This is a genomic window from Duganella sp. OV510 (assembly GCF_900100205.1).
In the GTDB taxonomy this organism is placed as follows: Bacteria; Pseudomonadota; Gammaproteobacteria; order Burkholderiales; family Burkholderiaceae_D; genus Rugamonas.
This window is the reverse complement of sequence record NZ_FNEQ01000008.1, coordinates 194836-219181: the sequence shown is the minus strand read 5'-3', so window position 1 is coordinate 219181 and position 24346 is coordinate 194836. Positions and strand designations below refer to the sequence as shown.

30 protein-coding genes and 2 pseudogenes are annotated in these 24346 nt (G+C 58.4%); 17 read left to right on the top strand and 15 right to left on the bottom strand.

Going from position 1 to position 24346, the window contains the following annotated elements:
- The first annotated feature begins 179 nt into the window (after window positions 1–179).
- On the top strand, window positions 180–1259 hold the full coding sequence (locus BLS51_RS21195; RefSeq protein ID WP_090188069.1) for a phospholipase A: 1080 nt from the start codon (window positions 180–182) through the stop codon (window positions 1257–1259).
- Here the strand turns inward: BLS51_RS21195 and BLS51_RS21190 are convergent.
- Window positions 1256–1453, bottom strand: coding sequence for a hypothetical protein (locus BLS51_RS21190; protein ID WP_090188066.1), 198 nt, complete (start codon window positions 1451–1453; stop codon window positions 1256–1258). The genes BLS51_RS21195 and BLS51_RS21190 overlap by 4 nt on opposite strands.
- A gap of 267 nt (window positions 1454–1720) precedes the next feature.
- Here BLS51_RS21190 and BLS51_RS21185 point away from each other — a divergent pair.
- The 3 genes and pseudogenes from BLS51_RS21185 to BLS51_RS29525 form a co-directional block, all read left to right on the top strand.
- Window positions 1721–2149 (top strand): annotated as a pseudogene (locus BLS51_RS21185) (acetyltransferase); the annotation flags it as partial.
- A gap of 178 nt (window positions 2150–2327) precedes the next feature.
- Window positions 2328–2936 (top strand): TetR/AcrR family transcriptional regulator, encoded by a 609-nt coding sequence (locus BLS51_RS21180; protein ID WP_090188060.1) that lies wholly within the window; start codon window positions 2328–2330, stop codon window positions 2934–2936.
- Window positions 2937–3002: 66 nt separating this feature from the next.
- Window positions 3003–3122: pseudogene (locus BLS51_RS29525) on the top strand (SDR family NAD(P)-dependent oxidoreductase); the annotation flags it as partial.
- 274 nt (window positions 3123–3396) lie between these two features.
- On the opposite strand, the gene istB reads toward BLS51_RS29525, so the two are convergent.
- Together istB and istA are read right to left on the bottom strand one after the other, a co-directional pair.
- Window positions 3397–4158, bottom strand: coding sequence for an IS21-like element helper ATPase IstB (istB, locus tag BLS51_RS21175; RefSeq protein ID WP_217636473.1), 762 nt, complete (start codon window positions 4156–4158; stop codon window positions 3397–3399).
- A 2-nt stretch (window positions 4159–4160) separates the two neighbouring features.
- Window positions 4161–5834 carry an IS21 family transposase gene (gene istA, locus BLS51_RS21170; RefSeq protein ID WP_139168750.1) on the bottom strand — a complete coding sequence of 558 codons (1674 nt, stop codon included), beginning with the start codon at window positions 5832–5834 and terminating at the stop codon, window positions 4161–4163.
- A 91-nt stretch (window positions 5835–5925) separates the two neighbouring features.
- On the opposite strand from istA, the gene BLS51_RS21160 reads away from it, so the two are divergent.
- The 6 genes from BLS51_RS21160 to arsH all read left to right on the top strand — a co-directional run bounded on the left by BLS51_RS21160 (window position 5926) and on the right by arsH (window position 9791).
- Window positions 5926–6255 (top strand): ArsR/SmtB family transcription factor, encoded by a 330-nt coding sequence (locus BLS51_RS21160; protein WP_090188046.1) that lies wholly within the window; start codon window positions 5926–5928, stop codon window positions 6253–6255.
- Window positions 6256–6268: 13 nt separating this feature from the next.
- Entirely contained in the window at window positions 6269–6769 is a 501-nt protein-coding gene (locus tag BLS51_RS21155; protein ID WP_090188042.1) for an arsenate reductase ArsC, read from the top strand.
- 20 nt (window positions 6770–6789) lie between these two features.
- Window positions 6790–7269: an arsenate reductase ArsC gene (locus BLS51_RS21150; RefSeq protein WP_090188487.1), complete on the top strand. Its 480-nt coding sequence runs from the start codon at window positions 6790–6792 to the stop codon at window positions 7267–7269.
- Window positions 7270–7351: 82 nt separating this feature from the next.
- Window positions 7352–8632, top strand: coding sequence for an arsenic transporter (locus tag BLS51_RS21145; protein ID WP_090188035.1), 1281 nt, complete (start codon window positions 7352–7354; stop codon window positions 8630–8632).
- 21 nt (window positions 8633–8653) lie between these two features.
- On the top strand, window positions 8654–9082 hold the full coding sequence (gene arsC, locus BLS51_RS21140) for an arsenate reductase (glutaredoxin) (protein ID WP_090188031.1): 429 nt from the start codon (window positions 8654–8656) through the stop codon (window positions 9080–9082).
- Window positions 9075–9791: an arsenical resistance protein ArsH gene (arsH, locus tag BLS51_RS21135; protein WP_090188028.1), complete on the top strand. Its 717-nt coding sequence runs from the start codon at window positions 9075–9077 to the stop codon at window positions 9789–9791. Before arsC ends, arsH begins: the two co-directional genes overlap by 8 nt.
- A gap of 55 nt (window positions 9792–9846) precedes the next feature.
- Here arsH and BLS51_RS21130 read toward each other — a convergent pair whose 3' ends face one another.
- On the bottom strand, window positions 9847–10338 hold the full coding sequence (locus BLS51_RS21130) for an arsinothricin resistance N-acetyltransferase ArsN1 family B (RefSeq protein WP_090188023.1): 492 nt from the start codon (window positions 10336–10338) through the stop codon (window positions 9847–9849).
- A 17-nt stretch (window positions 10339–10355) separates the two neighbouring features.
- Window positions 10356–11249: an arsenic resistance N-acetyltransferase ArsN2 gene (arsN2, locus tag BLS51_RS21125; RefSeq protein ID WP_175472644.1), complete on the bottom strand. Its 894-nt coding sequence runs from the start codon at window positions 11247–11249 to the stop codon at window positions 10356–10358.
- Between the two features lie 188 nt (window positions 11250–11437).
- Between arsN2 and BLS51_RS21120 the strand changes: the two genes are divergently transcribed.
- Window positions 11438–12247, top strand: a complete 810-nt coding sequence (locus BLS51_RS21120; RefSeq protein WP_090188016.1) for a hypothetical protein — start codon at window positions 11438–11440, stop codon at window positions 12245–12247.
- 418 nt (window positions 12248–12665) lie between these two features.
- Here BLS51_RS21120 and BLS51_RS21115 read toward each other — a convergent pair whose 3' ends face one another.
- The 3 genes from BLS51_RS21115 to BLS51_RS21105 form a co-directional block, all read right to left on the bottom strand.
- Window positions 12666–13142 (bottom strand): cupin domain-containing protein, encoded by a 477-nt coding sequence (locus tag BLS51_RS21115; protein WP_090188013.1) that lies wholly within the window; start codon window positions 13140–13142, stop codon window positions 12666–12668.
- 127 nt (window positions 13143–13269) lie between these two features.
- Window positions 13270–13518 (bottom strand): hypothetical protein, encoded by a 249-nt coding sequence (locus BLS51_RS21110; protein WP_090188008.1) that lies wholly within the window; start codon window positions 13516–13518, stop codon window positions 13270–13272.
- Window positions 13519–13577: 59 nt separating this feature from the next.
- Window positions 13578–14501 carry a class I SAM-dependent methyltransferase gene (locus BLS51_RS21105; protein WP_090188003.1) on the bottom strand — a complete coding sequence of 308 codons (924 nt, stop codon included), beginning with the start codon at window positions 14499–14501 and terminating at the stop codon, window positions 13578–13580.
- A 151-nt stretch (window positions 14502–14652) separates the two neighbouring features.
- Between BLS51_RS21105 and BLS51_RS21100 the strand changes: the two genes are divergently transcribed.
- Entirely contained in the window at window positions 14653–15456 is an 804-nt protein-coding gene (locus BLS51_RS21100; RefSeq protein WP_090187999.1) for an alpha/beta fold hydrolase, read from the top strand.
- A 9-nt stretch (window positions 15457–15465) separates the two neighbouring features.
- On the opposite strand, the gene BLS51_RS21095 is transcribed toward BLS51_RS21100, so the two are convergent.
- Together BLS51_RS21095 and BLS51_RS21090 are read right to left on the bottom strand one after the other, a co-directional pair.
- Entirely contained in the window at window positions 15466–16125 is a 660-nt protein-coding gene (locus BLS51_RS21095; protein WP_090187995.1) for an ankyrin repeat domain-containing protein, read from the bottom strand.
- A complete protein-coding gene (locus BLS51_RS21090; RefSeq protein WP_090188483.1) occupies window positions 16122–16901 on the bottom strand; it encodes a TatD family hydrolase in 780 nt (259 codons plus the stop codon). The genes BLS51_RS21095 and BLS51_RS21090 overlap by 4 nt, the downstream gene beginning before the upstream one ends.
- A gap of 142 nt (window positions 16902–17043) precedes the next feature.
- Between BLS51_RS21090 and BLS51_RS21085 the strand changes: the two genes are divergently transcribed.
- Complete coding sequence (locus tag BLS51_RS21085) at window positions 17044–18249, top strand: cation:proton antiporter (RefSeq protein ID WP_090187990.1); 1206 nt, start codon at window positions 17044–17046, stop codon at window positions 18247–18249.
- Window positions 18250–18269: 20 nt separating this feature from the next.
- Window positions 18270–18812 carry a DNA-binding protein gene (locus tag BLS51_RS21080; RefSeq protein ID WP_090187986.1) on the top strand — a complete coding sequence of 181 codons (543 nt, stop codon included), beginning with the start codon at window positions 18270–18272 and terminating at the stop codon, window positions 18810–18812.
- A 2-nt stretch (window positions 18813–18814) separates the two neighbouring features.
- On the opposite strand, the gene BLS51_RS21075 is transcribed toward BLS51_RS21080, so the two are convergent.
- Genes BLS51_RS21075 through mltG form a run of 4 tightly spaced genes read right to left on the bottom strand, consistent with a single transcriptional unit; the run spans window position 18815 to window position 21844 of the window.
- Window positions 18815–19189, bottom strand: a complete 375-nt coding sequence (locus BLS51_RS21075; protein WP_090187981.1) for a PilZ domain-containing protein — start codon at window positions 19187–19189, stop codon at window positions 18815–18817.
- Window positions 19190–19200: 11 nt separating this feature from the next.
- Window positions 19201–20226 (bottom strand): DNA polymerase III subunit delta', encoded by a 1026-nt coding sequence (locus BLS51_RS21070; protein WP_090187978.1) that lies wholly within the window; start codon window positions 20224–20226, stop codon window positions 19201–19203.
- A gap of 16 nt (window positions 20227–20242) precedes the next feature.
- Window positions 20243–20848, bottom strand: a complete 606-nt coding sequence (gene tmk, locus BLS51_RS21065; RefSeq protein ID WP_090187974.1) for a dTMP kinase — start codon at window positions 20846–20848, stop codon at window positions 20243–20245.
- A gap of 6 nt (window positions 20849–20854) precedes the next feature.
- Window positions 20855–21844: an endolytic transglycosylase MltG gene (gene mltG, locus BLS51_RS21060; protein ID WP_090187971.1), complete on the bottom strand. Its 990-nt coding sequence runs from the start codon at window positions 21842–21844 to the stop codon at window positions 20855–20857.
- Between the two features lie 156 nt (window positions 21845–22000).
- Here mltG and BLS51_RS21055 point away from each other — a divergent pair, with 156 nt between their 5' ends.
- The 3 genes from BLS51_RS21055 to BLS51_RS21045 are packed head-to-tail and all read left to right on the top strand — an operon-like array spanning window position 22001 to window position 24037.
- On the top strand, window positions 22001–23014 hold the full coding sequence (locus BLS51_RS21055) for a CAF17-like 4Fe-4S cluster assembly/insertion protein YgfZ (protein ID WP_090187968.1): 1014 nt from the start codon (window positions 22001–22003) through the stop codon (window positions 23012–23014).
- A 1-nt stretch (window position 23015) separates the two neighbouring features.
- Window positions 23016–23303 (top strand): DUF4936 family protein, encoded by a 288-nt coding sequence (locus BLS51_RS21050; RefSeq protein WP_090187965.1) that lies wholly within the window; start codon window positions 23016–23018, stop codon window positions 23301–23303.
- Complete coding sequence (locus BLS51_RS21045) at window positions 23294–24037, top strand: NRDE family protein (protein ID WP_090187960.1); 744 nt, start codon at window positions 23294–23296, stop codon at window positions 24035–24037. The genes BLS51_RS21050 and BLS51_RS21045 overlap by 10 nt, the downstream gene beginning before the upstream one ends.
- Before the next feature lie 50 nt (window positions 24038–24087).
- Here BLS51_RS21045 and BLS51_RS21040 read toward each other — a convergent pair whose 3' ends face one another.
- Window positions 24088–24285, bottom strand: a complete 198-nt coding sequence (locus tag BLS51_RS21040; RefSeq protein ID WP_090187957.1) for a hypothetical protein — start codon at window positions 24283–24285, stop codon at window positions 24088–24090.
- Window positions 24286–24346 lie beyond the last annotated feature (61 nt).

Sequence of the window (24346 nt, the reverse complement as noted above, 5' to 3'; positions counted from 1 at the left end):
TGGGGATACTGCTTCGGAAGTCTCAAGTGCGGCGATAGTTGCCGAATTCAAGAGTGCTTAGCGTGCGACGTGACTAGTGGCAATTAATGTAGTGTGATGCATAATTTCCTAGCTTAACTCTCACCTGGAACAACTGCATGCGTGTGCGACCAAAAACTACCCTTTTCCTCTCTTTAGGCATGGCGCCAGTTCTGGCTTTAGCCCAGCCTTCCGAGCTTGAACTGCGCCTGGAGCGCTGTTCGGCCCTTGGCGATGCCTCCGCCCGCCTGGCCTGCTACGACGGCCTGGCGAAAGTGGCGCCGACGGTGAAGGCCGCCGGCGAGAACGCCATCGTCGCGCCAGCCGCCGATATCAATGCCAAGGTGGCGGAAGCCACCGACGCGCCGGCCCGCACCCAGCCGGCCGCGCCGCCGCCCGAGCCCAACGTCCCGCCCAAGGTGGCGGAGCTGACCACCATCCCCGCCGAAGACACCGTCTCGCGCATGGTGCAGGAATGGGAACTCGATCGCTCGTCCAAACGTGGCGTGTTCAATTTCCGCCCCCATCATTCCACCTACCTGTTACTGGCGAATTACAGCAGCAGTGCCAATGATGCGCCTTTTGAAGAGTTTACGCCGACCGGCCTGAAATCCAAGCATGTGGAACTGACGTATCAGATCAGCTTTAAAATGAAATTGATCGAGCAGCTGCTGAACACGCCGGTGGATTTGTGGTTCGGCTACACGCAGAACAGCTTCTGGCAGGCCTACAATCGCGCAGCGTCCAGCCCGTTCCGCGAAACCAATTACCAGCCGGAGCTGATGCTGACCACGCCGCTGGCGCTGGACCTGGGCGTGCTGGACGTGCGTCGCGTGACGCTGGGCCTGAACCACCAGTCGAACGGCCAGACAGGCACGCTGTCGCGTAGCTGGAACCGGCTGTATGCGGAGGTGGGAGCGGAGAAAGGCAAGTTCGGCGTCTCGTTCCGCCTGTGGAAGCGTCTGGACAACGCCCGTTCGGACAACGACAACATCGACATCACCGACTACATGGGACACGGCGACGTTCACGCCACCTATCGCTGGGACGGTCACGAACTGTCGCTGGTGGCGCGGCGCAATTTCGCCACCGACCACGGCGCCTTGCAGGTCGGCTGGGCCTTCCCGGTTGCGGCGAATCTGAAAGGCTATGTGCAGGGCTTCACCGGCTACGGCCAAAGCCTGATCGACTACAACTATGCGAAGAAATCGATCGGCGCGGGTTTCCTGGTGAATTTCTAACGCGGATTACCACCGAGGATGCGCGCCGGCAGCATGACAACGGCGCGCAACAGCTCGAACACGCCCTCGACGCCGATGCCGATCAGGCGAAACGGCAAGGTAATCAGCCAGATCAGCGGATACAGCACCAGCGCCAGCAGCGCCAGCGGCCAGCAGAGAAACAGCAACACCAGCCACAGCACGAAATTCAGCATGAGAAGCCCCCACGAAACGATTGGTTATTTGTCTACCATGTCACTTTATTGAAGCGCCGGCTGACAGGCAATCGTCATGCGACCAACTGCAAAAAACGACGATTAAACGCCGCTTTCAGGGGACGAACGGGGATATCAGAGGGGTCAGGTGGACTGGCATCAATGTCGCCAGCCACTCCTTTGCCGCCCTTTGCCCGGTAGCTTCGTCGATCAAGAGCCGCATTTCTGATGCTAGAATGCCCCCGCTTTATAAACACATACCACACAATGACTACCATTCGACTTTCTCGTCCGGACGAAGGCGCACGCGCTGTCGAAATCTGGCGGCATGCAGTTGATGCAACACATGATTTTCTGAACCCAGAGGACCGCAAAGCCATTGAGGAATTGGTTTGCGACTTCCTTCCGAAAGCTGTTCTCTGGTTGGCAGTGGACGCTAACGATTATCCTCAAGCATTCATGCTTATCGATAACAGCCATATGGAGGCACTGTTCGTTGACCCTGCCTTCAGAAGATTGGGAATTGGTGCAGCTCTAGTTGCTCACGGTCTAACGCTCCATTCCAACATGACAACGGATGTTAATGAGCAGAACGGGCAAGCTATTGGATTTTACGAAAAAATGGGCTTCAAACGGACCGGTCGTTCTCCATTGGATGGCCAGGGAAGACCTTATCCACTGATTCACTTGGCTCACGGCAGCTTCTGGGTAACTGCTGTGCGGCGGCTTCCGTCCCAGCAGCCTCGGCGGTTTGGCTCTCCAGCGTCGAATATACCTGGCAATACCACGCGGCTCACTCGAATTTCCTACTCAACAGCACTAGGCTCGACAAACTAACTCTGAGCACGGCGTGCATCCAAACAAAAAATAGGATATGATGATCGTCATGCAGACTAGATCTACCAAATCCACAGGCAAGAGCCGAAAGGAAATCTCGCATGATCGCATCGTTGAGGTTGCGGCGCGCGCGATTCGCCGCAGCGGCTATGATGGTACCGGCGTGGCCGACATCATGAAGGAAGCTGGCTTGACGCACGGCGGTTTCTACGCGCACTTTGCTTCGCGCGATGCCCTTCTGGCCGAAGCTGGCAGGAAAGCTTTCGCCGATTCGGCAGCGCTAGCGTCCAGGGTGGCAGCGTCGGCCCCACCGGGACAGGCGTTGCAAGCAATTATGCAGGCATACCTGTCGCCAGAACACATGAGTTCAATTGAGACAGGCTGTCCGGTTAGTGCACTGGGTTCGGAAATGCCAAGACAGACACCGGATGTGCGACATGCCGTCACCTTGCACATCAAGGAGATGGTCGATTTGATTGCACGTCAGTTGCCTGGCTGGGGCCAGCAGCAAGCGCATGAGCAGGCAATGGCAATGCTATGTGCCCTCATCGGTACTACCATGATCGCGCGCGCGGTGGATGATCCCGCCCTGTCCGAGGCTTTGCGCACAGCCACAATGAAGCAATTCACTCCTACAGCCGGATAAGCGCGCCGGCTTTTTTTTAACAAAAATATGATGATCATCATATTTTAGATACTAAAAGAATTCACGATGTCCCAATTTCTCCGTAAAACCGCAGTCATTACCGGTGCCTCGTCTGGTATCGGTGCAGTGTATGCCGAGCGCCTCGGTCAACGGGGCTATGACTTGCTGCTGATCGCTCGTCGCGGCGAGTGAGTATTCTCCTCAAGCCGGACAGTGATTCTCATGTCAAACCGGACACCGAATGGTATTTGAAGCCGGACGCCTGTTGGCATTTTTACCCGGACACCTGTTCTCCTACCCGGACAGTCAATCTCGTACCCGGGCAGTGATTCTCCTACCCGGACACTTCACTTCCCATCTGCGCCTGCGTTTGCGCCAAATATCGGGCGAGATCCACGCCCTCTAGCGCCGCCGCGAGAAGACGCGGTGGCGGTACTTCATTTGCTCAATGTTGCCACCGTTACTTCTTGACTGCCTTGGGAACGCGTTTCGTGTTGGGGCTATTCATTTTTCGCATCGTTTCGCCGGCCAACTGAATGTGATATGAGCTGTGAACAATCCGATCCATCACCGCGTCTGCAATGGTTTTGTTATCGAGCCCATCGTGCCATAGGTTCATTGGGATTTGGCTGGTGATGATGAGTGATTTTTTACCGAGCCGGCTATCAATCAGTTCAAGCAAATCGTTTTGCGCGCGCTTTGAAAAAGTGTCGATGCCCCAGTCGTCGAGGATGAGCAGATCGAATTTTTTTAGCTGCTCGATGCGTTGACTAAACACGCCGCTGGCCCGCGCGGCAAGAAGGCTCTCCATGAGGGCCGGCACGCGTATGAAAAAGCTTGGCAGGCCCATCCTGCATGCCTGGTTGGCCAGCGCGCAGGATAGCCAGGTCTTGCCGGTCCCGGTGGGGCCAGTAAGCACCAAATTGTGCGCAGACCTGATCCAATCCAGTGTCGTCAACGACAGCATCACTGACTTGTCCAAGCTGCGCGCACTTCTATAGTCGATATCCTCGATGCATGCATTGTCCGGAAGGCGAGCCTTCTTGAGAAGCACCTGCAGGCGCTTATTTTCACGCATTGTGGTTTCATGGTCGACCATGCTGCGGACGCGGTGCTCGAATGGCAGATCGCTTGAAGAAGGAGCGGCCAGTTGTCGCTCCAGCTCCGCAGCCATACCAAGCAGCTTCATGCCGTTCAGTTTCTCGATGGTGTCGTTGATCATGATTATTCGTCCTCCGAAGGGTTGCTAAGCAGCTCGCTGTAATAGCCGGCACCGCGTATATTTTTGTGAGTAATTTGCTCATCCGGAACGATTGACGACTCGTCCGGCAGCAGCAAATCAAGTTTTTTTGAAAGGATGCTTCGTAGCGAATCGCTGCCGGTTACCTTGTGGGCCAAGGCGTATTTGCATACGGCCTCCAAGCGCTCGGCGCCGTAGGTTTTCAGCAGTGATCTCATCGCCTCGGTAATGCGGTAGCCGAACAGATGTCCATGCGTTTTTGAGAGCTGTAGCTGGAGCATGACGCTGACGTTCGGGCCAATGCCGGTAGCCCAAACCGCGGCTTGCTCCGCCGACCAGCTTCCCACAGCTCGGTGGGACGGATGCTGGTGCTCCGGCATCGTGCTTGTCGCGCCGGCCACCCGGTTACGAACATGTATGGCGATGACTTTCCCCTTGTGGAGAAGGTCCAGCATATGTTCGGTCAGCCGATATTCCAGCTCCTCGCCTTTTAGCTGAAACGGTACGCTGTAAAAATGCTGTTCGACGCGCACATGGTAGTCTTGCCCCGCTCTCACTTTTCCCCAGTCGGCAATCTCGTAACGCTGGATCGGCAGTGGCAGTAACGCCGGCCTTTCGTGCTCCAGCCAGCGACTAAACCGACTACCAGGTATTTTTTGAAATGCACGGCCGTTAAGTTTCGTCAGGAGCACCGCGATTTCTCGGTTCAGTTCGCCAATCGAGAAGAACTTTCGCCGGCGCAGAACGAACAATATCCACCGCTGGGCCAACAGTACCCCCGCTTCCGCTCTGGGCTTATCCTTGGGTTTGTAGGCGCGTGCAGGGAACGGGTTGGTGCCATAGTACCGGCACATCGCCAGGTAGGTCTCGTTGATGACCGGCGAGAAGCGATGGGCCTTGGTCACCGCCGATTTCAAGTTGTCGGGCACAATTACGCGTGGGACGCCGCCGAAGTATTGAAACATCCGGACGTGTGACGCTATCCAGTCGCGAGACTTTTGCGTGGCGCTCGCCTCGCAAAATGTATAGCTCGATCCGCCCAGTACTCCAACGAATATTTGCGCTTGCGTCTCATCGCCCGTCTCGGCATTGGTGATGCCGACTGTTACGCCTGAGTAGTCCACATACGCGACCTCGCCATAAGCGTCGACCTTGCGCATTGAAATCTGAAGTGATTTCTGAAAACGCTTGAACAGCCTGCACCAATGTGAGTAACAAATGCGGTTTTCCAGAGGCGTGGTTAGCTGCCATTCCTCATACAGAATCGATAGTGTGGCGCCGGGCTGTTTGATTGATAGATGGATTGCTGCGAAATCGATCTCTGGCGTAACATTCCGGACCGCACCGACGTGCCCTGGATACAAGGCGCGTTCGAGGTCGTCATCCCCGATCTCCGGCGGGAGCGGCCAGGCTAAATTGGACCGCTCAAACCGCACCTTGGCGTCATGTACGCTGCTCTTGCCGACACCTGTATAGCGTGAGGTTTCCCGGGACGATAATTTCTTTCCATATAATGTCGTAGGGCCAAGTCGTGCCCAATGCTGGGCGCCAGGATGCTGAATGCATAGTAGAGCGATCCCCAGGAGGTGATTTGGGTAAAGGCGAGGATGCCGATGGTGTGCCAGGGACGGTGCATGCGGTGTTCCTTCTAATGTCATCAAGCCGTCAAATTGATTCGATATTCTTTGAAGTGTCGTAGCTTATGGGGTATTATAGTTCAATACTTATTGAATTGTGAAAGTAAAGACTATGAATACCAAGGAAGTGTTGGCCGCGCTGGCGGCCATCGCACAGGAAAGTCGGCTGAGCATTTTTCGGCTGTTGGTGCAGGTCGGACCCGACGGGATGGCCGCCACCAAGATCGCCGAACAGCTCGATATTGCACCGTCATCTCTGTCGTTTCACCTGAAGGAATTGACGCACGCCAAGCTGATCATGTCGCGCAGCGAAGGCCGTTTCGTCATCTATTCGGCCGATATCGGCGTCATGAACGGCTTGATCGGCTACCTGACCGAGAACTGCTGCGGCGGTGTTCCCTGTGGTCCCGTGGGCTGCGACACCAACCAATCGCCCACCTGAACTGGAGATTCACATGCAAGAAAAAGTCTATAACGTATTGTTCCTCTGCACCGGCAACTCGGCGCGCAGCATCATGGCCGAAGCCCTGGTGACGACGATGGGCAAGGGCCGCTTCAAAGGGTTTTCGGCAGGCAGCCAACCTGGTGGGACGGTCAATCCGTTCGCCATCGAGCAGGTGGCCCACACCGGCTATCCGACCGATGCACTGCGCAGCAAAAGCTGGGACGAGTTCGGCATGCCGGACGCGCCGCATATGGATTTCATCTTCACCGTGTGCGATAACGCCGCCGGCGAGACTTGCCCGTACTGGCCTGGCCACCCGATGTCGGCGCACTGGGGCTTTGAAGATCCGGCCGCAGTGGTCGGTAGCGACGAAGAAAAACGCGTCGCGTTCAACCGCATCTTCCGCCAGATCATGGCGCGCATGAACATTTTCGTCAGCCTGCCGCTGCACATGCTGGAAAAGAACGCCATCGAGCGCGAAATTCACGCCATCGGCGAAACCTCCGTTTAATTTTTTACCTCATGCTCACCGTGAATATCCTGTTTCTCTGCACCGGCAACTCGTGCCGTTCAGTCCTCTCTGAGGCGACGTTCAATCATCTGGCGCCGGCTGGCCTGAGAGCCATCAGCGCCGGCAGTCAGCCGGCCGGCAAGCTGCATCCTCGCGCCGTTGAGCTGCTGCACAGAAAGGGGATTTCGACGGAAGGCTACTACAGCAAGTCGTGGAATGACCTGCCGATGACCCCTGATATCGTGGTGACCGTCTGCGGCAGCGCCGCCGGCGAAACCTGCCCGGCCTATCTGGGTCCGGTGCTGCGCACGCACTGGGGCGTTGACGACCCTGGCCACGTGGTGGGCACGGAGGAGGAGATCAACACCGCCTTCGAGCAGACCTACCGCATCATCCGCGCGCGCATCGAGGCGTTCCTGTCGCTGCCGCTTAATGCGCTGGTCAACGACAAGGCTGAACTGAAGGCCGAAATCGACAAGATCGGCACCATCCTGGTCTGAACCAGATTAATGACCCTTGCTCCGACCGCCCTTCGATGGCCGGTTTTCCTTCCCACTGTTGACACACTTACAAGGACTAGCCGTGCTTATCGCATTTCTGATCTTCCTCGCCACCTTGATCCTCGTCATTTGGCAGCCGCGCGGCCTCGGCATCGGCTGGAGCGCGTCCGCAGGTGCCGCCGTAGCGCTGCTGGCCGGCGTGATCCACATTGCAGATATCCCGGTGGTCTGGCACATCGTCTGGAACGCGACCGGCACCTTCGTGGCCGTGATCATCATCAGCTTGCTCTTGGATAAGGCAGGATTCTTCGAGTGGGCCGCGCTGCACGTCGCGCGCTGGGGACGCGGCAGCGGCAAACGACTGTTCGTGCTGCTGGTCCTGCTGGGTGCGGCAGTGGCTGCTCTGTTCGCCAACGACGGCGCTGCCCTGATTCTGACGCCCATCGTCATCGCCATGCTGCGGGCGCTGCGCTTCTCGGCCAAGGCGACGCTGGCCTTCGTGATGGCCGCCGGCTTCATCGCCGACACAGCCAGCTTGCCGCTGGTGGTGTCGAACCTGGTCAACATCGTGTCGGCTGACTATTTCGGCATCGGCTTTTCGCGCTACGCCGCCGTCATGGTGCCAGTCGACTTGGTGGCCGTGGCGGCGACGCTGGCCGCCCTGATGTGGTTCTTCCGCAAAGACATTCCAGCCAACTACGACCTGGCGCAATTGAAAGCGCCGGCAGAAGCGATCCATGACCGCGCCACCTTCGTCACCGGCTGGTGGGTACTGGGCCTGCTGCTGGTCGGCTTTTTCTGGCTGGAGCAGCTCGGCGTGCCGATCAGCGCCGTCGCGGCTGCGGGCGCGGCGTTGCTGCTGGTGGTGGCTGCGCGCGGCCACAAGATCTCGACGCGCGAAGTGCTGGGCAGTGCGCCGTGGCAGGTCGTAGTTTTCTCGCTGGGCATGTACCTGGTCGTCTACGGGCTGCGCAATGCCGGCCTCACCGACTACCTGACCGGCGTGCTGAACGAATGCGCGACCTATGGCGTATGGGGCGCGGCGCTCGGCACAGGCTTCATCACCGCGATCCTGTCGTCCATCATGAACAACATGCCGACTGTGCTGATCGGTGCGTTGTCCATCGATGCGACGACATCGCAAGGCGTGGTGCGTGAGGCCATGATTTACGCCAACGTCATCGGCAGCGATCTCGGTCCCAAGATCACGCCGATCGGCAGCCTGGCCACGCTGCTGTGGCTGCACGTCCTTGCCAGTAAGGATATCCAGATCTCCTGGGGCTACTATTTCCGCGTCGGCATCGTATTGACTTTGCCGGTGTTGTTGATCACGCTGGTCGCGCTCGCGCTGCGCCTGGCTTAATTTTTAATGGAGGAAAAGCTGATGACTGTCACGATCTACCATAACCCCGACTGCGGCACATCGAACAATACGCTGGGGATGATCCTGAACGCCGGTATTGAACCAGTCGTGATTGAGTATCTAAAACACCCGCCTGACCGCACAACACTAATCGATCTCATTGGACGAGCCGGCCTGACTGTGCGTGAGGCCATAAGGCAAAAGGGGACGCCTTTCCTCGAATTGGGCCTGGATAATCCGGCGATATCCGACGATGAATTGCTAGATATGATGCTTACGTATCCGATCCTGATCAACCGGCCGTTCGTCGTCACGCCGCTTGGCGTGCGGCTGTGCCGGCCGTCGGAGCTGGTACTCGACATTCTCCCGGAGCCGCAACGCGGCCCCTTCATTAAAGAAGACGGTGAACGTGTGATCGACGAGAACGGACGGCGCGTCAAACATGGATAAGATTGCGAACCTACCCAACATCAATCCCGAGCAACTTGACCTGCCGAACATGGACAAGCTTGTCCAGGCTGGCGACCTCAGCCACCCGCCGCGGATTTTGATGCTCTACGGTTCGCTGCGTGAGCGCTCGTTCAGCCGTTTCTTGACCGAGGAAGCGGCACGCATCCTGGAGCACTTCGGCGCCGAGGTGAAAATCTTCGACCCGATGGAACTACCGATGGCCGGCAGCGTATCGGAGAACCATCCCAAGGTGGTCGAGCTGCGCGAGCTGTGCCTGTGGTCCGAGGGGCAGGTCTGGTGCAGCCCGGAGCGCCATGGCGCCATCACCGCCGTGATGAAAAACCAGATCGACTGGATACCGCTGGAGATGGGGGCTGTCCGCCCGAGCCAGGGCCGCACGCTTGCCGTCATGCAGGTCTGCGGTGGTTCGCAGTCCTTCAATGTCGTCAACACGCTGCGTCTGCTAGGCCGGTGGATGCGCATGTTCACCATCCCAAACCAATCCTCGGTACCGATGGCCTACAAGGAATTCGATGAGGCTGGGCGCATGCGCCAGTCCGGCTACTACGAGCGCGTAGTGGATGTCATGGAGGAGCTGTTCAAGATGACACTGCTGCTGCGCGGTCGCACAGACTATCTCACTGACCGCTACAGCGAACGTAACGAGCGGCAGATGAAAGCTATCAGCGCAACGATCCAGAAGATTTGACCACGCGGACTATGATAGAGCCAAACTCAAATTTTCCCGGCTACCTGTTTGGCCTCTACACGGAATGCAGTTGAAGTTCCCAGTAGCCGACGTCAATCCATTGTTCAAACTTGCGCCCCACGCGTTTGAAGTGGGCCACCTTCTCAAACCCCAGAGTTTCATGCAGTGCGACGCTGGCAGGGTTGGGTTGGGCAATGCCGCCCAGTACCACTTGAATCCCCCTGCAGCGCAACGCGTCGATTAATGCTGAATACAGTTGAAGGCCAATGCCCTGTCGCGCGCAGCCCGGCGCGACGTACACCGTGGTTTCCACCGAAAAGCGATAAGCGCTACGTACTCGCCATGGCGTCGCATACGCATATCCGGTGACTGCGCCGTCGTGCTCATAGACATACCAGGGTAACTGCGCACTGACGCTCGCTATGCGGGACGCCATGTCGGCCTGAGTGACCGCTTCTTCTTCGAAGGTAATGGTCGTGCTCGTGACATAGTGGTTATAGATTGCAGCGATGGCGCCGGCGTCGGCGGCTGTGGCGGTTCGTATCATGAATGTGGCTTCGGCTATTAGGATGGGGAACGAAAGATGCGCATTTTCATGGCGATCGCACTGGCGGGGCATGCGCCTTGAAACTCGCGGGACTGGATCAGTTGCTCGGGGATGCGATCCCGGCTCACTACCAAGAATCCCAGTCTCGAAAAGTAGGATTCAGCAGTGGTCGTCAACAAATACAGCGTGGATACATTTAAATGCAATGCCTGTTCCGTCAACCGTGCCAGGATTTGTTCGGCCCATTGCTTGCCCCGCGATTCGGCGTCTACGACGATGGAGCGCAGCAAGGCATCGGCGCCATACACCTCCAGCCCCCCTGCGCACACGACTTTGCCAGCCGCCTCGCCGACAACAAAGTGCGCCAGGTGTTCTTGCGCGCCGTCCAATGGCAGTTCCTCAGCCAGCAGCATGCGCTTGATTGCCGGCCAGTCCTGGCTGGTCGCCAGCCGCACCGCCAGTGTGCTGCATTGGGCTCGGCTCGATGTCGCTGCGGACAATGCGTTCAGCAACAACTGCAGCGACTCTTGTACTTGCACGTGTCTATCCTGCGGAACATGCTCCAGCAATTGTGCCGCGTGATTGTTCAGTTCCTGCTCCAGCTCTCGGGCACGGGCACGGCCCTCTGGGGTTAGGAATAACACGACGCTTCTGCGGTCCTGCTCACTGGGGAGCTTTGATATGCAGCTCTCCTTAACCAACATATCGACCGCGCGGCTTATCCAGCCTTTGTCGAGGCCCAGCCTTTCCACCAAGGCCTGCTGCGGCATCCCTTCTGCCCGCAGCAACTCCGTCAGCACATGGCACCTCACCGTCGAGGTTTCGTCGCCGCATTTTGCGTGCGTACGCTGACCGCGTACGTAGAAGCGGACGACTTCACGCAGAAGTGCGTCAGCGCCAAGAGCAGTCATAGTTCCATCCGGTGGGTTGTCGAAGACAGCCCTATAATGCATTTTTGAAATTTAGTTGTCAACAACAACCATATAGTAATAACGATGACCTCAAGTATGTGGACCCCTGCCATTTTTCTGCGGTTCAGATACCGACAGACTCAAAACGTTTGGCTAGACTGGGAGCACTTCATTACTTCAGACTCGCTATGACCTCTCATCAGCCCGACAATTCGAAACAGATTTGCGAACAGATCCTTCTCGACGAAAAACGGTACAACATCAGCAAACACATCTTGCCCAGCGAAACCGTCATCGTGGACCGATTGCTTGGGCGCGGGTTGGAGCTGAAGAATGCCTACCAAGAGCTGCATGGAAAACTAGCGCATCGCCCTGGTGCGCTGCAGACTTTTCTCGGGCAAGTCCTCACCACCGCTGCGTTCTGGAATCCTGAGAAGATCAGGGAGGCACGCACCGCACGCAACGACCTCGAAGAAACTAATCGCAAGATCGCGACCAAAGCTGCTGAGTTGGCCAACCTGCTTCAGCGACGAGAGAATCTTCACAACACTTCCGGCTTCACCAGTGATACTCATTACCACGTTTGCGACGTGCTCAAGGCAGCAGGGCGCGATAACCACCTATTCACGTCACGCGTTCAAAAGCGCTTCGAAGAATTGCATAACCAGTTTGACCTGAAGTACTGGCCAACATTAAGTGACTTCTTACACGAACTCGGTTCGGATGCCGATGAGGCAGCCCCGCAAGCCTCGGATCCTTTAACGGAGGTGGCCACGTCGGCGTTGCGTTCCTCTTTGGCTGATTTCTTTAAAGCGCTTTTCGTTGCGATCACAGAGAACAGCGCGCGCAACTACGGCCAATTGCCCAACGACCTCCGGCTGACCGATGCCACGCTCGCTACTATTGTAAATTGCGCGCTGGACCTCGGCCCTGATGAGTTGGTGGATTCAATATATGTAAAGGGGCTTCGCCAGCGTGAGCGCGGGAGAACCGAATAGCAGTGGTGCAAAACAGTGGTTTTTCAAGTTGACCGATGCTATTTGCCGCCGCTTGCAACAAGAAAGGGTGGTTTGGAACAAGAATTCGTGGCAGGAGCAGAATTGGTAGCTCACGCAGGAACCAGGGTTCGTATCGGAGCAAGAATCGGTGGCCGTTCTTTCATATCATGATTGACACGGCTGTCCGGGCAGGAGAACAGGTGTCCGCTTTGACCTGCCATTCGGTGTCCGGTTTGACGTGAGAATCACTGTCCGGATTGAGGAGAATACTCACTCAGCACTCAAGGTATCAAGAAAATCTAGCGGTTCCCAAGAAAATTCTCGCATTCAAATTCCGAAACTTGTTGAAGGTCCGTTATTGGCTGCTTACTGTCTGATGAAAGGAAAGCTACCGCAAGCCGAGAGGTACTCAACTATGTTATGGCAGCCAGTGTTTGTAGGGGCTATCGGCCGCGTTGCCCGATGAGTCGGTCCATACGTCGTCCGGTAAGGCCCGGTCGCGGTGAAGCAAACGATCATGATCTGGATACGCGATGCGATCAACCTCTGCTCGCGTACCGACGATCATGCAACGGACAATCGCTGCACTTCTGTTCCAAAGATAGTGACCAACAGGGCGCCCCTTCGGAAAGGCTACGGCATCTCCCTGTTGTAGCAAGTGTTCCTCTTCTCCTTCGATCACCGTGAGTTCGCCATCAAGCACATACACAAGCTCATCTTCTGATTCATGCCAATGCTTGATCGATGACCTTGTACCGGGGGCCAGAAGGTGGATGAACGCTCCAAGCTGCGTCAGCCCAGCAGGCTCGCTGATCCACTCCTCGCGATTCTTAATATGCGGGTCTGATGTTTCTAAGATCTCGACTTTTCTCTGTGCGGAGCGGATAACTGGCATGACTTGGTCGTGTCTCCGTTGGCTATTTTTTGCATCTGGGGTTGGCGCCGCGACCTGGTCTTTAAGCTCGGCAGAACTTTGCCGCTCTTGCCCAGGAGCGGCGTAGCAGCTTGGAGTTTGCGGCGAATTACTGCCCCAGGCAAATAATCTTGGTGACGTACTCTTGGGCGTTGGGCTTTTTCTTGGTCGCCCAGGCGATTGCCTCATTGGCCTGTTCGATGGTCAGCACCGAGGCCTTTTCCTTGGATTTGATGAAGGACACGCCCTCAAACACGCCTTCCTTGCTGCGCATGACTTTGGCAAACACGGGCGGTTTGCTATCGCCGTCGGCGATCTTGTTTTGCTGGACGAGGTAGCGTTGGTCGATCTGGCTCATACATTTCTCTTTCGTAAAAGACGAAATATACGCGCCGGAACGACCTCCGTGGGGACTTTTTATGCGAATGCGGGAACCGGAGGCGCCGCTTGCAGGACTGCCTCGTACAGTACTTCGGCCTTCAGCGATGCCTGCAACGAGGCAATCGCACCACCTGCGCGGTACTGGAAGCTTACTTGCAGCACGTCGCCCTCGCGCGCCTTGACCGGCGTGGCCAGCGGCAGCGTCATATAGTGATTGAGCCAGTCGATGGTACTGGAACGCTCCTGCACCACCGCCAGGATATTCTTGGTGACAAAGCGCATGGCGTTGATCTCGCCGTTACGTTCGACGACGAACTTGCCCTGCCAGCAATACGCCAGCTCATTCGGCTGGTTGAAATCGATGATGCTGTAGACGGCCGGCTGCGCCATCTCCACCGTGCCTGGATAGATCACCGTGGTTTCCTGAAACTGCACGATCGGCGCGTAAAAGCCTTCGAAATCGTACTCCTGCTGCAGCGGCTGCACCGCCATGATGACGGCCTCCGGCAGGAACACCGGCAACGGACCGCCAAAGCGTTCCAGGTAGCGGCGCTTGAACGATTCGATCACTTCCACCTGCTTTTCACGCAGCATCGCGACGTGGATCATTTCACAGATGACCACATCCACCGGCTCCGGCGGCAGATATTCAAAGGCGTCGGCATGGACCACTTCGACTTTTTCGCCGTTCGGATTCATCGACAGGAATTTGCGCGCCTCCTTGACCATATCCGGATTAAACTCGACGCAATACACCTTGGATGCCTTGGCTGCTGCAAACCACGACAGCACGCCGGTGCCACCGCCCAGTTCCAGCACTTTCGCACCCGGCTTGACGGCGTAATCGATGGCCGATTTGAACCCGTGCATGCGGTTCTGATCCATCAGCATATTGTGATGGTAGTGGAGAGGAATAAACTGCCCCAGATAGCAGCTCTCGATTTCGCGTTCGTTCAGCATGGCGGTCCTTGGTTGATGCACTGGGGCCATTATCGTTAAGATTGTCGATGAACTATGCGGCGAACTGGACGGCAATTACCCTTTAATTCTCGGTAGTTATGCCTTGAATACTATTGCATTTATACTAGCGCCGTTCGTCTTCGGAGAAGCTATGTCTGTTCAGTACCGCAATAACGTCCGCTGCCATGGCGACGGCCCGGCCACCATCATGTTTGTGCATGGCTATGGCTGCGACCAGACCATGTGGCGTTTCATCTATCCGTCTTTCCTGGGGCGCTACCGGGTGGTATTGCTGGACCTGGTGGGCAGCGGCAATTCGGACCTGAGCGCGTATGACCGCGACAAGTACAGCACGCTGCACGGCCATGCGGAAGACATCCTGGATGTGATTGACCTGTACGCGAAAGCGCCGATCGTGTTTGTCGGCCATTCGGTGAGCGCCATGATCGGCATGTTGGCTTCGATCATCGCGCCCGAGAAGTTTACCGCGCAAATCATGGTCGGGCCGTCGGCTAGCTATATCAATGACGGCGACTACGTCGGCGGCTACAACCCGGAAGACATCGATGGCTTGCTGAAGCTGATGGAAATCGACTACGACGACTGGATCAAGCGCATGGCGCCAGCCATCATGGGTGCACCGCATCCAGCGCTATCGAAAGAACTACTGAGCCGCTTCGAGCGCAACGATCCGGAGATCGCGCGCCATTTCGCCCGTGCCACCTTTACCGCCGACCACCGTGCGGACGTCGACAAGTCCACCGTGCCGGCACTGATTCTGCAATGCAGCGACGACCTGATCGCGCCACGCGAAGTCGGCGACTATTTGCATACCCACCTGGCCAACAGCCGGCTGGCCGTCATCAACAACATCGGCCACTGCCCCCACCTGAGCGCCCCCTCCGCCAGCTCGGAGGTTATCAACGACTATCTGAAAACGCTTCCGCTAAGCTGAACCGTTGAATCAGCGCTTGTTCTTTGCGAGGAAGGCGTTGATGGACTTGGCGATCCAGGGTTTGTCGGCTTTGAGCGCGAACTCGGCGGCGGTGAGGTGGAAGCCGCTATCTTTCAGTGTGGCGTCGGCGCCTTCGACTAGCAGCAGTCCGACGACGTCTTCCTGGCCTTCGCGGGCGGCAATCATCAGCGGCGTCATACCGGTCGGCGTTTCGGCGTCGATGTAGGCGTGTTTTTCCAGCAGCAGCGAGGTGATTTCGATGCTGCCGGCGGCTGCGGCGTAATGTAATGCCGTCCAGCCTTTCTGATTGACTTGCGCGCCGTGATTCAGCAACTCCATCACCGCCGCCCGATTCTTGCGGAAGGCTGCCATCATCAGCGCGGTATTGCCATTCGGCGCCTTGGCTTCAAGATCGATGCCAGGCGTATTCATCAGCAGACTCGCGACCTTCAGCGCCTCGTAACGCATGGCGAGGATCAGTCCGGTTTCACCGCTCGAGTCGCGCGTGTTCGGGTTGACGCCGCGCGCCAGCGCCGCCTTCACCCTGGTCACCGCATCCAGCTGCGCGGCCCGGATAAAGTCGACTTCTGCCTCGGTCTGATCAGCCGCCAGCGCTGGCAGCGTCACCGCTGCCGCAATGGCCAGCAGCACCCGCCGGCGCCCGATCATGCCGGCACGCTGAACAGTTTGCGGAAGTTTGCCGTGGTCTGCGCCGCGACTTCTTCCACCGTCACACCCTTCAGCTTGGCGATGTATTCGCCAACGTGGGCCACAAAGCCAGGCTCGTTCATCCTGCCGCGATACGGCACCGGCGCCAGGTAAGGCGAGTCTGTTTCGATCAGCATGCGCTCCAGCGGCACTTCCAATGCCACCGCCTGCAATTCCTTGGCGCTCTTGAAGGTCACAATGCCGGAGAAGGAGATGTAAAAGCCCATCTCGATCGCCGCCTTGGCCACTTCCAGCGATTCGGTAAAGCAATGCATGACGCCCGCCACGCCGCCCGCCTCGGTGCCGGCGCCCTCTTCGCGCATGATGCGGATGGTGTCCTCGCTGGCGCTGCGGGTATGGATAATCAACGGCTTGCGCGTGATGCGCGAGGCCTTGATGTGGGTGCGGAAGCGCTCGCGCTGCCACTCCAGGTCGCCTTCCAGACGGTAGTAATCCAGCCCGGTTTCACCGATGGCGATGATTTTCGGATCGTCCGCCAGTCGCACCAGCTGTTCCACCGATGGTTCCGGCGTATCTTCATAATCCGGATGCACGCCGACCGATGCGTAAATGTGCGGATATTCATGCGCCAGCGCCAGCACCTGCGGGAAGTCCGGCAGGTCGACCGACACGCACAGGGCGTGCGTCACCTGGTTCTCCGCCATTTTGGCGAGAATTTCAGGCATGCGAGCGGCCAGCTCTGGAAAGTTGATGTGGCAGTGAGAGTCGATATACATGCGGCGATTGTAACCGATCCCGCCATACACCCGATTCTGTGGGAGCGATACCACTGACATCAAGAAATCGCTTTCAAAATTAATAATTCCATTTTAGTATCGCAGCACGTTATGTAATTACGTTACAAAAACAAGGAGACCTATGAGTACGACCGAAATCTTCCTGCTGGCGATGCTGCTGATCTTCGCCGTGCCCTATCTGGTGTGGCGTCTCGGCCGGACCGACTACTTTGCGCCGCTGGTGGTGGTACAGATCGTCATGGGCCTCATCATGGGGCCCGGCATCATGGGCGCCGCCTTCCCTGACTACCATAAATTCGTGTTCCAGCCGGACGTGGTCAAGACCATCAACGGTATCGCCCTGTGGGGCGTGATGCTGTTCGTCATGCTGGCCGGCGTGGAGCTGGACCTGCGCAAAACCTGGCTGCATCGCCGCGAAAGCTTCACCACCGCCGGCCTGTCGCTGACAGTGCCGCTGATCTGCGGCTGCATCGCCGCCCTGCTGCTGCTCAATTACGAAGGCTGGAAAGGCCCGAAAGCCGCCGACTGGCAATTCATGGTCGGCACCGGCATGGCCTGCGCCGTCACTGCGCTGCCGGTACTGGTAATGCTGATGGAAAAGCTGGAAATCCTGCGCCAGCCAATGGGCCAGCGGCTGTTGCGTTACGCCAGCCTGGATGACGTCGCCATCTGGGGCGTGCTGGCGCTGCTGATGCTGGATTGGGACCGGGTCGGCCGCCAAGCCACCTTCCTGGTCGGCTTCGCTGTGCTGACCTATTTGTTCCGCCGCCTGATGGTACGCCTGGAAACCAATGACCGCTGGGCGATTGCGCTGATCTGGCTGATCCTGTGCGCGTTTGGCGCCGACTGGGCCGGCCTGCACTACATGGTCGGCGCCTTCCTGGCCGGCGTGGTTATGGATGCAGAATGGTTCGACCAGGAAGCGCTCGACGCGCTGTTCAAGAACGTGCTGCTGGTGATGATGCCGGTATTCTTCCTCAGCACCGGCCTGCGCACCAAGTGGGACGTGGGCGGCTACTCGGTGTTCTTCGTTGCCGGACTGCTGATGCTGGCGTCGGTGGGCGGCAAGGTGGCGGCGGCGCATATCGCCGGCAAAATCCTCAAATGGAAGGACGGCGAAGCGTCGATCATCGGCTGGCTGCTGCAATCCAAGGGCCTGATCGAAATCGTGTTTGCCAACATCCTGCTGGACAAGCAAATCATCACCAGCGAGACCTTCACCGCGTTACTGCTGATGGCGGTGGGCAGTACCATGTTGACGATTCCGATGGTGCACCCTAAACTCAACCGTGCACAGAATCGCGGGCTGGTGGGACAAGCCAGCTAACAAACCAAAAAGGATGAGTCATGGCGCGTACCGGATTAACGAAAGCAGAAGTCAAAGCCAGCCGCGAGCGGCTGCTGGCCGAAGGACGCTACCCTTCCGTTGACGCGGTGCGCCATGACCTGGGCACCGGCTCCAAGTCGACCATCCACAAGCACCTGAAAGAACTGCAGGAAGACAACAGCCAGGCCGGCGGCATCAGGCGCGACGACACCGAGCGCAGCCTCAACGCGCTGGTTGAGCAACTCGCCGGCCGTCTGCACGACGATGCAGATCGACGTTTCCGCGAACTGTGCGCCAGCCACGAACAAGCCTTGCAAGCCAAGGAACGCGAGCTGGCCGAACTGCGCGACACCGTCGAGCGCCTGTCAGCCCGTATCGACGAGCTGGAAACCCACGGCGAGCTGCAGCACGAAGGCGGCTTCGGCGACTTCAGCAATCTGTTTGCCAGTTCGCGCGGCGGACAGCGTGACGACACCGCTTTCAACATCATCCTCTCCGGCGGCCGTTCGGCCACCATCGACTTCGACAGCCCGCAAATCCAGCTGACGCCGCGCCTGATGTGAACTTATAAGGTGTGGGTGGCGCGCGACGAGCGCAAGGCGGCGCCGAGGATTTCCTCGATGCGCAGCCGTGCACGCTGGCCGCTTTCATCATCCGGAAAATGCACGCCGATGCCCTGCGCCTTGTTGTGATGCGCGCCGGGTGGCGTAATCCAGGCGACCTTGCCAGCGATCGGATATTTATTCGGATCGTCCATCAGCGCCAGGATCAGGTAGATTTCATCGCCCAGCTTGTAGGGCTTTTGCGTCGGCACGAACATGCCGCCGTTCTTGAGGAAAGGCATGTAGGCGGCATACAGCGCCGCCTTTTCCTTGATTGCCAGCGACAACACCGTCGGCCGCGGCGCGGTGTTCGGGATGAGTGGGCTGGCAGCGGACATTAACTTACCTTTCAGGTGCAGCAGTTGGCATAGTCTAGCAGCATCTCTTCCAGGAACAGCTTCGGCGACAAAGGGTGATCCGAGGTCGCACGACGTTCGTTGGCGCCCTTGATCGCAGCCAGCAGCCGAGCGGTGTGAATCTTGTCCGCCAGGCTGGCAAGCTCTTTCTGGTAACGTGGATAATACCGGATGTTACCTGCCAGTTTGTAGGAAAACACATCATAAAGCCAGCGCTGCAACCACGAAACCGGGCCGGACAGCGGCACTTTCTGTAGCTTGTCCGCGACTTTCAAGGCGCCTTCCACGCTTGGATGGGCGAGCAGTTGCAGCAAGGTTTCCAGGTCGTCACGGCTGCCCGCCTCGGCTTGCTGCATGGCAGCCAGCGGTGCGCCGCCCTGCTCGCGCAGCCAGCTGTCGGCGTCTGGCACGCCTTGCGCCTTGAGCCAGGTCAGCGCTTCATCGTGGCTCGGCATCGGCAAGGCGAACTTGCGGCAGCGCGACAAGATGGTCGGCAGCAGGCGGTCCAGGCTGTTGGATGCCAGCAGGAAGACGGTGCCCGGTGGCGGCTCTTCCAGCGTTTTCAGCAAAGCGTTCGAGGCCGGCATGTTCAGCGCTTCGGCTGGATACAGTACCACCACGCGCAAGCCCTGGCGGTGGGTGGAAATATTCATGAAATCCGCCAGCGCGCGGATCTGTTCGATCTTGATTTCCCTGGAAGGCGTTTTCGACTTGGCCGCCTTCTTGGATTCGCCTTCGCCCTCCTCGTCGACCAGCTCGTCTTCCATGGACTCCGGCCGCACGCGCCGGTAATCCGGGTGATTCTGCTGCGAGAACCAGCCGCAGGAAGCGCAGACGCCGCAGGCATGGCCATCCGGCAGCACCGCTTCGCACAGCAAACCTTGCGCAAATTGCTCGATAAAATCGGACTTGCCTATCCCGGCGGCGCCATGGAACAAGATGGCGTGCGGCATGCGCTGACGCAGCGTTTGCAGCTGCTGCCACGACGATTCCTGCCACGGGTAGATGGAATGACTCATTATTCAGTATTCTATTTCAAAAGAAGGCATCCAGGATGGCGGCCAGCTGCTGCTGGATGTCGGCAATACTCTGCGTCGAGTCGATCACGCGGAAGCGTTGCGGATACTGGGCCGCGCGGCGCAGGTATTCGTTGCGGGTGGCGGCAAAGAAGTCGGCCTTCTCTTGCTCAAACTTGTCCAGCTCGCGGGTGGCGTCGAGGCGCGCACGCGCCACTTCCAGTGGCACATCGAACAGGAAGGTCAGGTCAGGTTGCAGGTCGGGATGCACCCACTGCTCCAGCGCTTCCAGCTTGGCCAGGCTGGTACCACGGCCACCGCCCTGGTAGGCGAAGGTGGAATCGGTGAAACGATCGGAAATCACCCAGTCGCCACGCGCCAGCGCCGGCTGGATGACTTGGGCGAGATGCTCGCGGCGGCTGGCGAACACCAGCAGCGCCTCGGTTTCCAGGTGCATTTTTTCGTGCAGCACGATTTCGCGCAGCTTTTCGCCCAGCGGCGTGCCGCCCGGTTCACGTGAACTGACCAGCGCGATGCCGCGCTGCTTGATGTAATCGCTGACGAAGGCGATGTGCGTGGACTTGCCGGCGCCGTCGATGCCTTCAAAGGTGATGAATTTGCTCATTGATTCTTAACGTTGATACTGGTTGACTGCGCGATTGTGATCGTTCAGGTTGTCCGAGAACTGGCTGGTGCCATTGCCGCGCGAGACGAAGTACAGCGCCGCCGTCTTGGCCGGCGACATCGCCGCCGTCAGCGACTGCACGCCCGGCAAGGCGATCGGCGTCGGCGGCAAGCCGGTGCGCGTGTAGGTATTGTAAGGGGTGTCGGTTTCCAGATCCTTTTTGCGGATCTTGCCGTCGTACTTCAGGCCCATGCCGTAAATCACGGTCGGATCGGTCTGCAACAGCATGCCCAGGCGCAGGCGGTTGACGAACACGCCGGCGATCATCGCGCGCTCGGACTTCTGGCCGGTTTCCTTTTCGACGATCGAGGCCATGGTCAGCGCCTCATACGGATTCTTGTATGGCAGCGACGAATCGCGCTTGGCCCACGCATCATTGAGGCGGGTCAACATCATCACATGCGCCTGCTTGTAGATTTGCAGATCGCTGGCGCCTTTGGCGAACAGATAGGTATCGGGGAAGAACAGGCCCTCGGCCTGCTTGTAGTCCGAGCCGATCGCGCCCAGCACATCCTGGTCGGACAGCGCCACGGTGTCATGCTTCAGCCCCTTGTGGGCGGCGATGGCGGCCCGCATCTGGCGGAAGCTCCAGCCTTCGATGATGGTCAGCTGTTCCTGGGCAAACTCGCCGCGCGCCAGCTGGTCGATCAGGCGCAGCGGCGTCGAGCCCGGCTTCAGCTCGTAAGAACCGGCTTTCAGCTTGGCGCTTTTATTCGTGACGCGTGCCAGCAGGTTGAACAGCAGCGGCTGAATCGGCACGCCGGCTTCGGCAATCTGCTGGCCGGCCGCATGAGCGCCGCTGCCGGGAACGATGGTGAACTCGATCGCTTCGGCCTCCGCCGGAATGATCGGATTTTGCGACCAGTACATGAAATAACCGCCGCCGGCGATTGCCAGCACCACACCTAGTCCTATTATTTTTTTGATAAAAGCCATGATAAAAGCCGTATTGTTGGATCAAGTCGCACAGCTTGCCAGTTCTTGACTGGGTCCGCTAGTGCCGCGTTTTGTGCGCCATCTGACGCGATCTTCGCGACATCACTATAATGAGCCCGTAATGATAATGCTTTCACCGTCAAAAGATTGAAAATTATGCCTTCCTGGAATGAACTTTTAGCGCAGCGCGCCGCGCCACTGAACGCCACCCAACTGGCCACCGGCTTTGTCGCCCAGATTACCGACCTGGGCCTGATCGCCCTCGACGGCGAAGAGTCGGCCAGCTTCCTGCACAACCAGCTGACCAATGACGTCGAACACCTGGGCCAGGGCGACGCGCGCCTGGCCGGCTACTGTTCGCCGAAAGGCCGTCTGCTGGCTTCGTTCCTGATGTGGCGCAACGAGACGACTATCTTCCTGCAATTGCCGCGCGACATACAAGCGACGGTGCAAAAGCGTTTGTCGATGTTCGTGCTGCGCACCAAGACCAAGCTGAGCGACGCCAGCGAACTGCCGGCCAACGCGGTCGTGCTGGGCCTGGGCGGCGGCATGGCGCAAACCGCGCTGCAAACCTGGTTCGACGCCCTGCCCGCCAAGCCGTTCGCCAAGCTGGATCATCCGCTGGGCACGCTGATCCGCGTGGCCGACGTATTCGGCGCAGCGCGCTACCAGTGGCTACTGTCGGCCGAAACCGCGCAGAACGTGGTCGAAGAGCTGGCCGACAAACTGAATGTCGGCAGCAACGATGCCTGGCATCTGTCGGAAATCCACGCCGGCATCCCGGTGATTGCCAAGGCAACGCAGGAACAATTCGTGCCGCAGATGGTCAACTATGAGCTGCTGGGCGGCGTCAACTTCAAGAAAGGCTGCTATCCGGGCCAGGAGATCGTCGCGCGCAGCCAGTATCTGGGCAAGCTGAAGCGGCGTACCACGCTGGTCAGCATTCCCGAAGTGGCGGCCGCCGGCCAGGAAGTGTTTGCCACGGCCGATCCCGAACAGCCGTGCGGCATGATCGTCAACGCTGCGCCCAATGGTAATGGCGGCGTCGACGCACTGGTGGAAATGAAGCTCGCCGCCATCGAGGCTGCTTCGGTGCGGCTGGGTTCGGCGCAAGGTGCGGCGCTGGTCTTCCTCGACATGCCGTATGTGCTGGAACCGCTCGATCTCTAGCATGGACCTGTACATCTACTACAGGGTCAAGGAGGCGGATGTGGCCTCCTTGCTGGCAGCGGTCGCCGCCATGCAGGCATCGCTGGCGCAGTGTCACGGCGTAGCGTGCCAGCTCAAGCGCCGTCCGGAAACCAAGGAAGGCTTGCAAACCTGGATGGAAGTGTACGCCGGCACGTCTGAAGGATTCGCTGCGGCATTGCAGCAAGCCGTCGCCGATGCTGGCGTGGACCAGTACACCACCGGCCTGCGCCACACCGAAGTCTTTATGGATGTCACACCATGTGCCTGATCGTTTTTGCCTGGCAGGTGGTTCCTGCGGTGCCGCTGATCGCCGCCGCCAATCGCGACGAATACTACCAGCGGGCCACCGCGCCAGCCGGCCCGTGGCCCGAACATCCACAAATCTACGCCGGCCGCGATTTGCAGGCAGGCGGCAGCTGGATGGGCATCACGCAACCGGGCGAAGACGGCGGGCCGTCGCGCTTTGCCGCCATCACCAACATCCGCGCGCCGGCCGAGCACAAGGACGATGCGCCATCGCGCGGCCAACTGGTAGCGGATTATCTCGCCGGCAGCATGACGCCGGAAGCATACGTCGCCGCGATCCGCCCGAGCGCCGATCAATACAACGGTTTCAATCTGGTGCTGGGCGATGGCAACACCCTGATCTGGTATTCAAACAAGGGCGACAATGACGCGCGCAACGGCAAGCCGCTGGAGCCCGGCGTCTATGGCCTGTCGAATGCGCTGCTGGACGCGCCCTGGCCGAAAGTCGTCAAAACAAAGGCCCAATTCGCCAGCCTGTTGTGCCTCGGCGCACCGGATGATGCCTTCTTCGAAATGCTCTCCGACACCGCCCTGGCCCCCGACCTGCGCCTGCCGGAAACCGGCGTCTCGCTGGACCTGGAGCGCGTGCTGTCCGCAGTCCGCATCGAAAGCCCCAACTACGGCACCCGGACCTCCACCGTCGTCAAACTCTACGCCAACGCCCCCGCGACGCTGCAGGAAATGCTGGTTCACTAAGCATTACTTGATTCGAGGCATGTCGATGAAGATGTTCGTATCGAACAATATCAACGCCATTCAGCCCTCAGTTGCTCTTGGACTTGAACGCCATCCTTTGGAGTATCTGTGCGATCCTTCCAAAGTCCTTCAGCAGACTTCAGTGCGGCCAAGCGTCTGGCGCGAGCTTCGGTCAACAACTGTGTCGCTCGCAACTCAGTCGCTTCCTTTGCTCGGCCGTCTTCCGCTTCGTTGGTAATGATGTCCATTGCAATTCCTTGCGCAGACTTGAATGCAAGTAGACCAGCTCAAAGTTCGATTACTGCGCCA

Bases quoted from the DNA above. Each gene is read 5' to 3' on its own strand.
- BLS51_RS21195 (WP_090188069.1), top strand. From the start codon at position 180: ATGGCGCCAGTTCTGGCTTTAGCCCAGCCTTCCGAGCTTGAACTGCGC.
- BLS51_RS21190 (WP_090188066.1), bottom strand. From the start codon at position 1,453: ATGCTGAATTTCGTGCTGTGGCTGGTGTTGCTGTTTCTCTGCTGGCCG.
- BLS51_RS21180 (WP_090188060.1), top strand. From the start codon at position 2,328: ATGATGATCGTCATGCAGACTAGATCTACCAAATCCACAGGCAAGAGC.
- istB (WP_217636473.1), bottom strand. From the start codon at position 4,158: ATGATCAACGACACCATCGAGAAACTGAACGGCATGAAGCTGCTTGGT.
- istA (WP_139168750.1), bottom strand. From the start codon at position 5,834: ATGACATTAGAAGGAACACCGCATGCACCGTCCCTGGCACACCATCGG.
- BLS51_RS21160 (WP_090188046.1), top strand. From the start codon at position 5,926: ATGAATACCAAGGAAGTGTTGGCCGCGCTGGCGGCCATCGCACAGGAA.
- BLS51_RS21155 (WP_090188042.1), top strand. From the start codon at position 6,269: ATGCAAGAAAAAGTCTATAACGTATTGTTCCTCTGCACCGGCAACTCG.
- arsC (WP_090188031.1), top strand. From the start codon at position 8,654: ATGACTGTCACGATCTACCATAACCCCGACTGCGGCACATCGAACAAT.
- arsH (WP_090188028.1), top strand. From the start codon at position 9,075: ATGGATAAGATTGCGAACCTACCCAACATCAATCCCGAGCAACTTGAC.
- BLS51_RS21130 (WP_090188023.1), bottom strand. From the start codon at position 10,338: ATGATACGAACCGCCACAGCCGCCGACGCCGGCGCCATCGCTGCAATC.
- arsN2 (WP_175472644.1), bottom strand. From the start codon at position 11,249: ATGACTGCTCTTGGCGCTGACGCACTTCTGCGTGAAGTCGTCCGCTTC.
- BLS51_RS21120 (WP_090188016.1), top strand. From the start codon at position 11,438: ATGACCTCTCATCAGCCCGACAATTCGAAACAGATTTGCGAACAGATC.
- BLS51_RS21115 (WP_090188013.1), bottom strand. From the start codon at position 13,142: ATGCCAGTTATCCGCTCCGCACAGAGAAAAGTCGAGATCTTAGAAACA.
- BLS51_RS21110 (WP_090188008.1), bottom strand. From the start codon at position 13,518: ATGAGCCAGATCGACCAACGCTACCTCGTCCAGCAAAACAAGATCGCC.
- BLS51_RS21105 (WP_090188003.1), bottom strand. From the start codon at position 14,501: ATGCTGAACGAACGCGAAATCGAGAGCTGCTATCTGGGGCAGTTTATT.
- BLS51_RS21100 (WP_090187999.1), top strand. From the start codon at position 14,653: ATGTCTGTTCAGTACCGCAATAACGTCCGCTGCCATGGCGACGGCCCG.
- BLS51_RS21095 (WP_090187995.1), bottom strand. From the start codon at position 16,125: ATGATCGGGCGCCGGCGGGTGCTGCTGGCCATTGCGGCAGCGGTGACG.
- BLS51_RS21090 (WP_090188483.1), bottom strand. From the start codon at position 16,901: ATGTATATCGACTCTCACTGCCACATCAACTTTCCAGAGCTGGCCGCT.
- BLS51_RS21085 (WP_090187990.1), top strand. From the start codon at position 17,044: ATGAGTACGACCGAAATCTTCCTGCTGGCGATGCTGCTGATCTTCGCC.
- BLS51_RS21080 (WP_090187986.1), top strand. From the start codon at position 18,270: ATGGCGCGTACCGGATTAACGAAAGCAGAAGTCAAAGCCAGCCGCGAG.
- BLS51_RS21075 (WP_090187981.1), bottom strand. From the start codon at position 19,189: ATGTCCGCTGCCAGCCCACTCATCCCGAACACCGCGCCGCGGCCGACG.
- BLS51_RS21070 (WP_090187978.1), bottom strand. From the start codon at position 20,226: ATGAGTCATTCCATCTACCCGTGGCAGGAATCGTCGTGGCAGCAGCTG.
- tmk (WP_090187974.1), bottom strand. From the start codon at position 20,848: ATGAGCAAATTCATCACCTTTGAAGGCATCGACGGCGCCGGCAAGTCC.
- mltG (WP_090187971.1), bottom strand. From the start codon at position 21,844: ATGGCTTTTATCAAAAAAATAATAGGACTAGGTGTGGTGCTGGCAATC.
- BLS51_RS21055 (WP_090187968.1), top strand. From the start codon at position 22,001: ATGCCTTCCTGGAATGAACTTTTAGCGCAGCGCGCCGCGCCACTGAAC.
- BLS51_RS21050 (WP_090187965.1), top strand. From the start codon at position 23,016: ATGGACCTGTACATCTACTACAGGGTCAAGGAGGCGGATGTGGCCTCC.
- BLS51_RS21045 (WP_090187960.1), top strand. From the start codon at position 23,294: ATGTGCCTGATCGTTTTTGCCTGGCAGGTGGTTCCTGCGGTGCCGCTG.
- BLS51_RS21040 (WP_090187957.1), bottom strand. From the start codon at position 24,285: ATGGACATCATTACCAACGAAGCGGAAGACGGCCGAGCAAAGGAAGCG.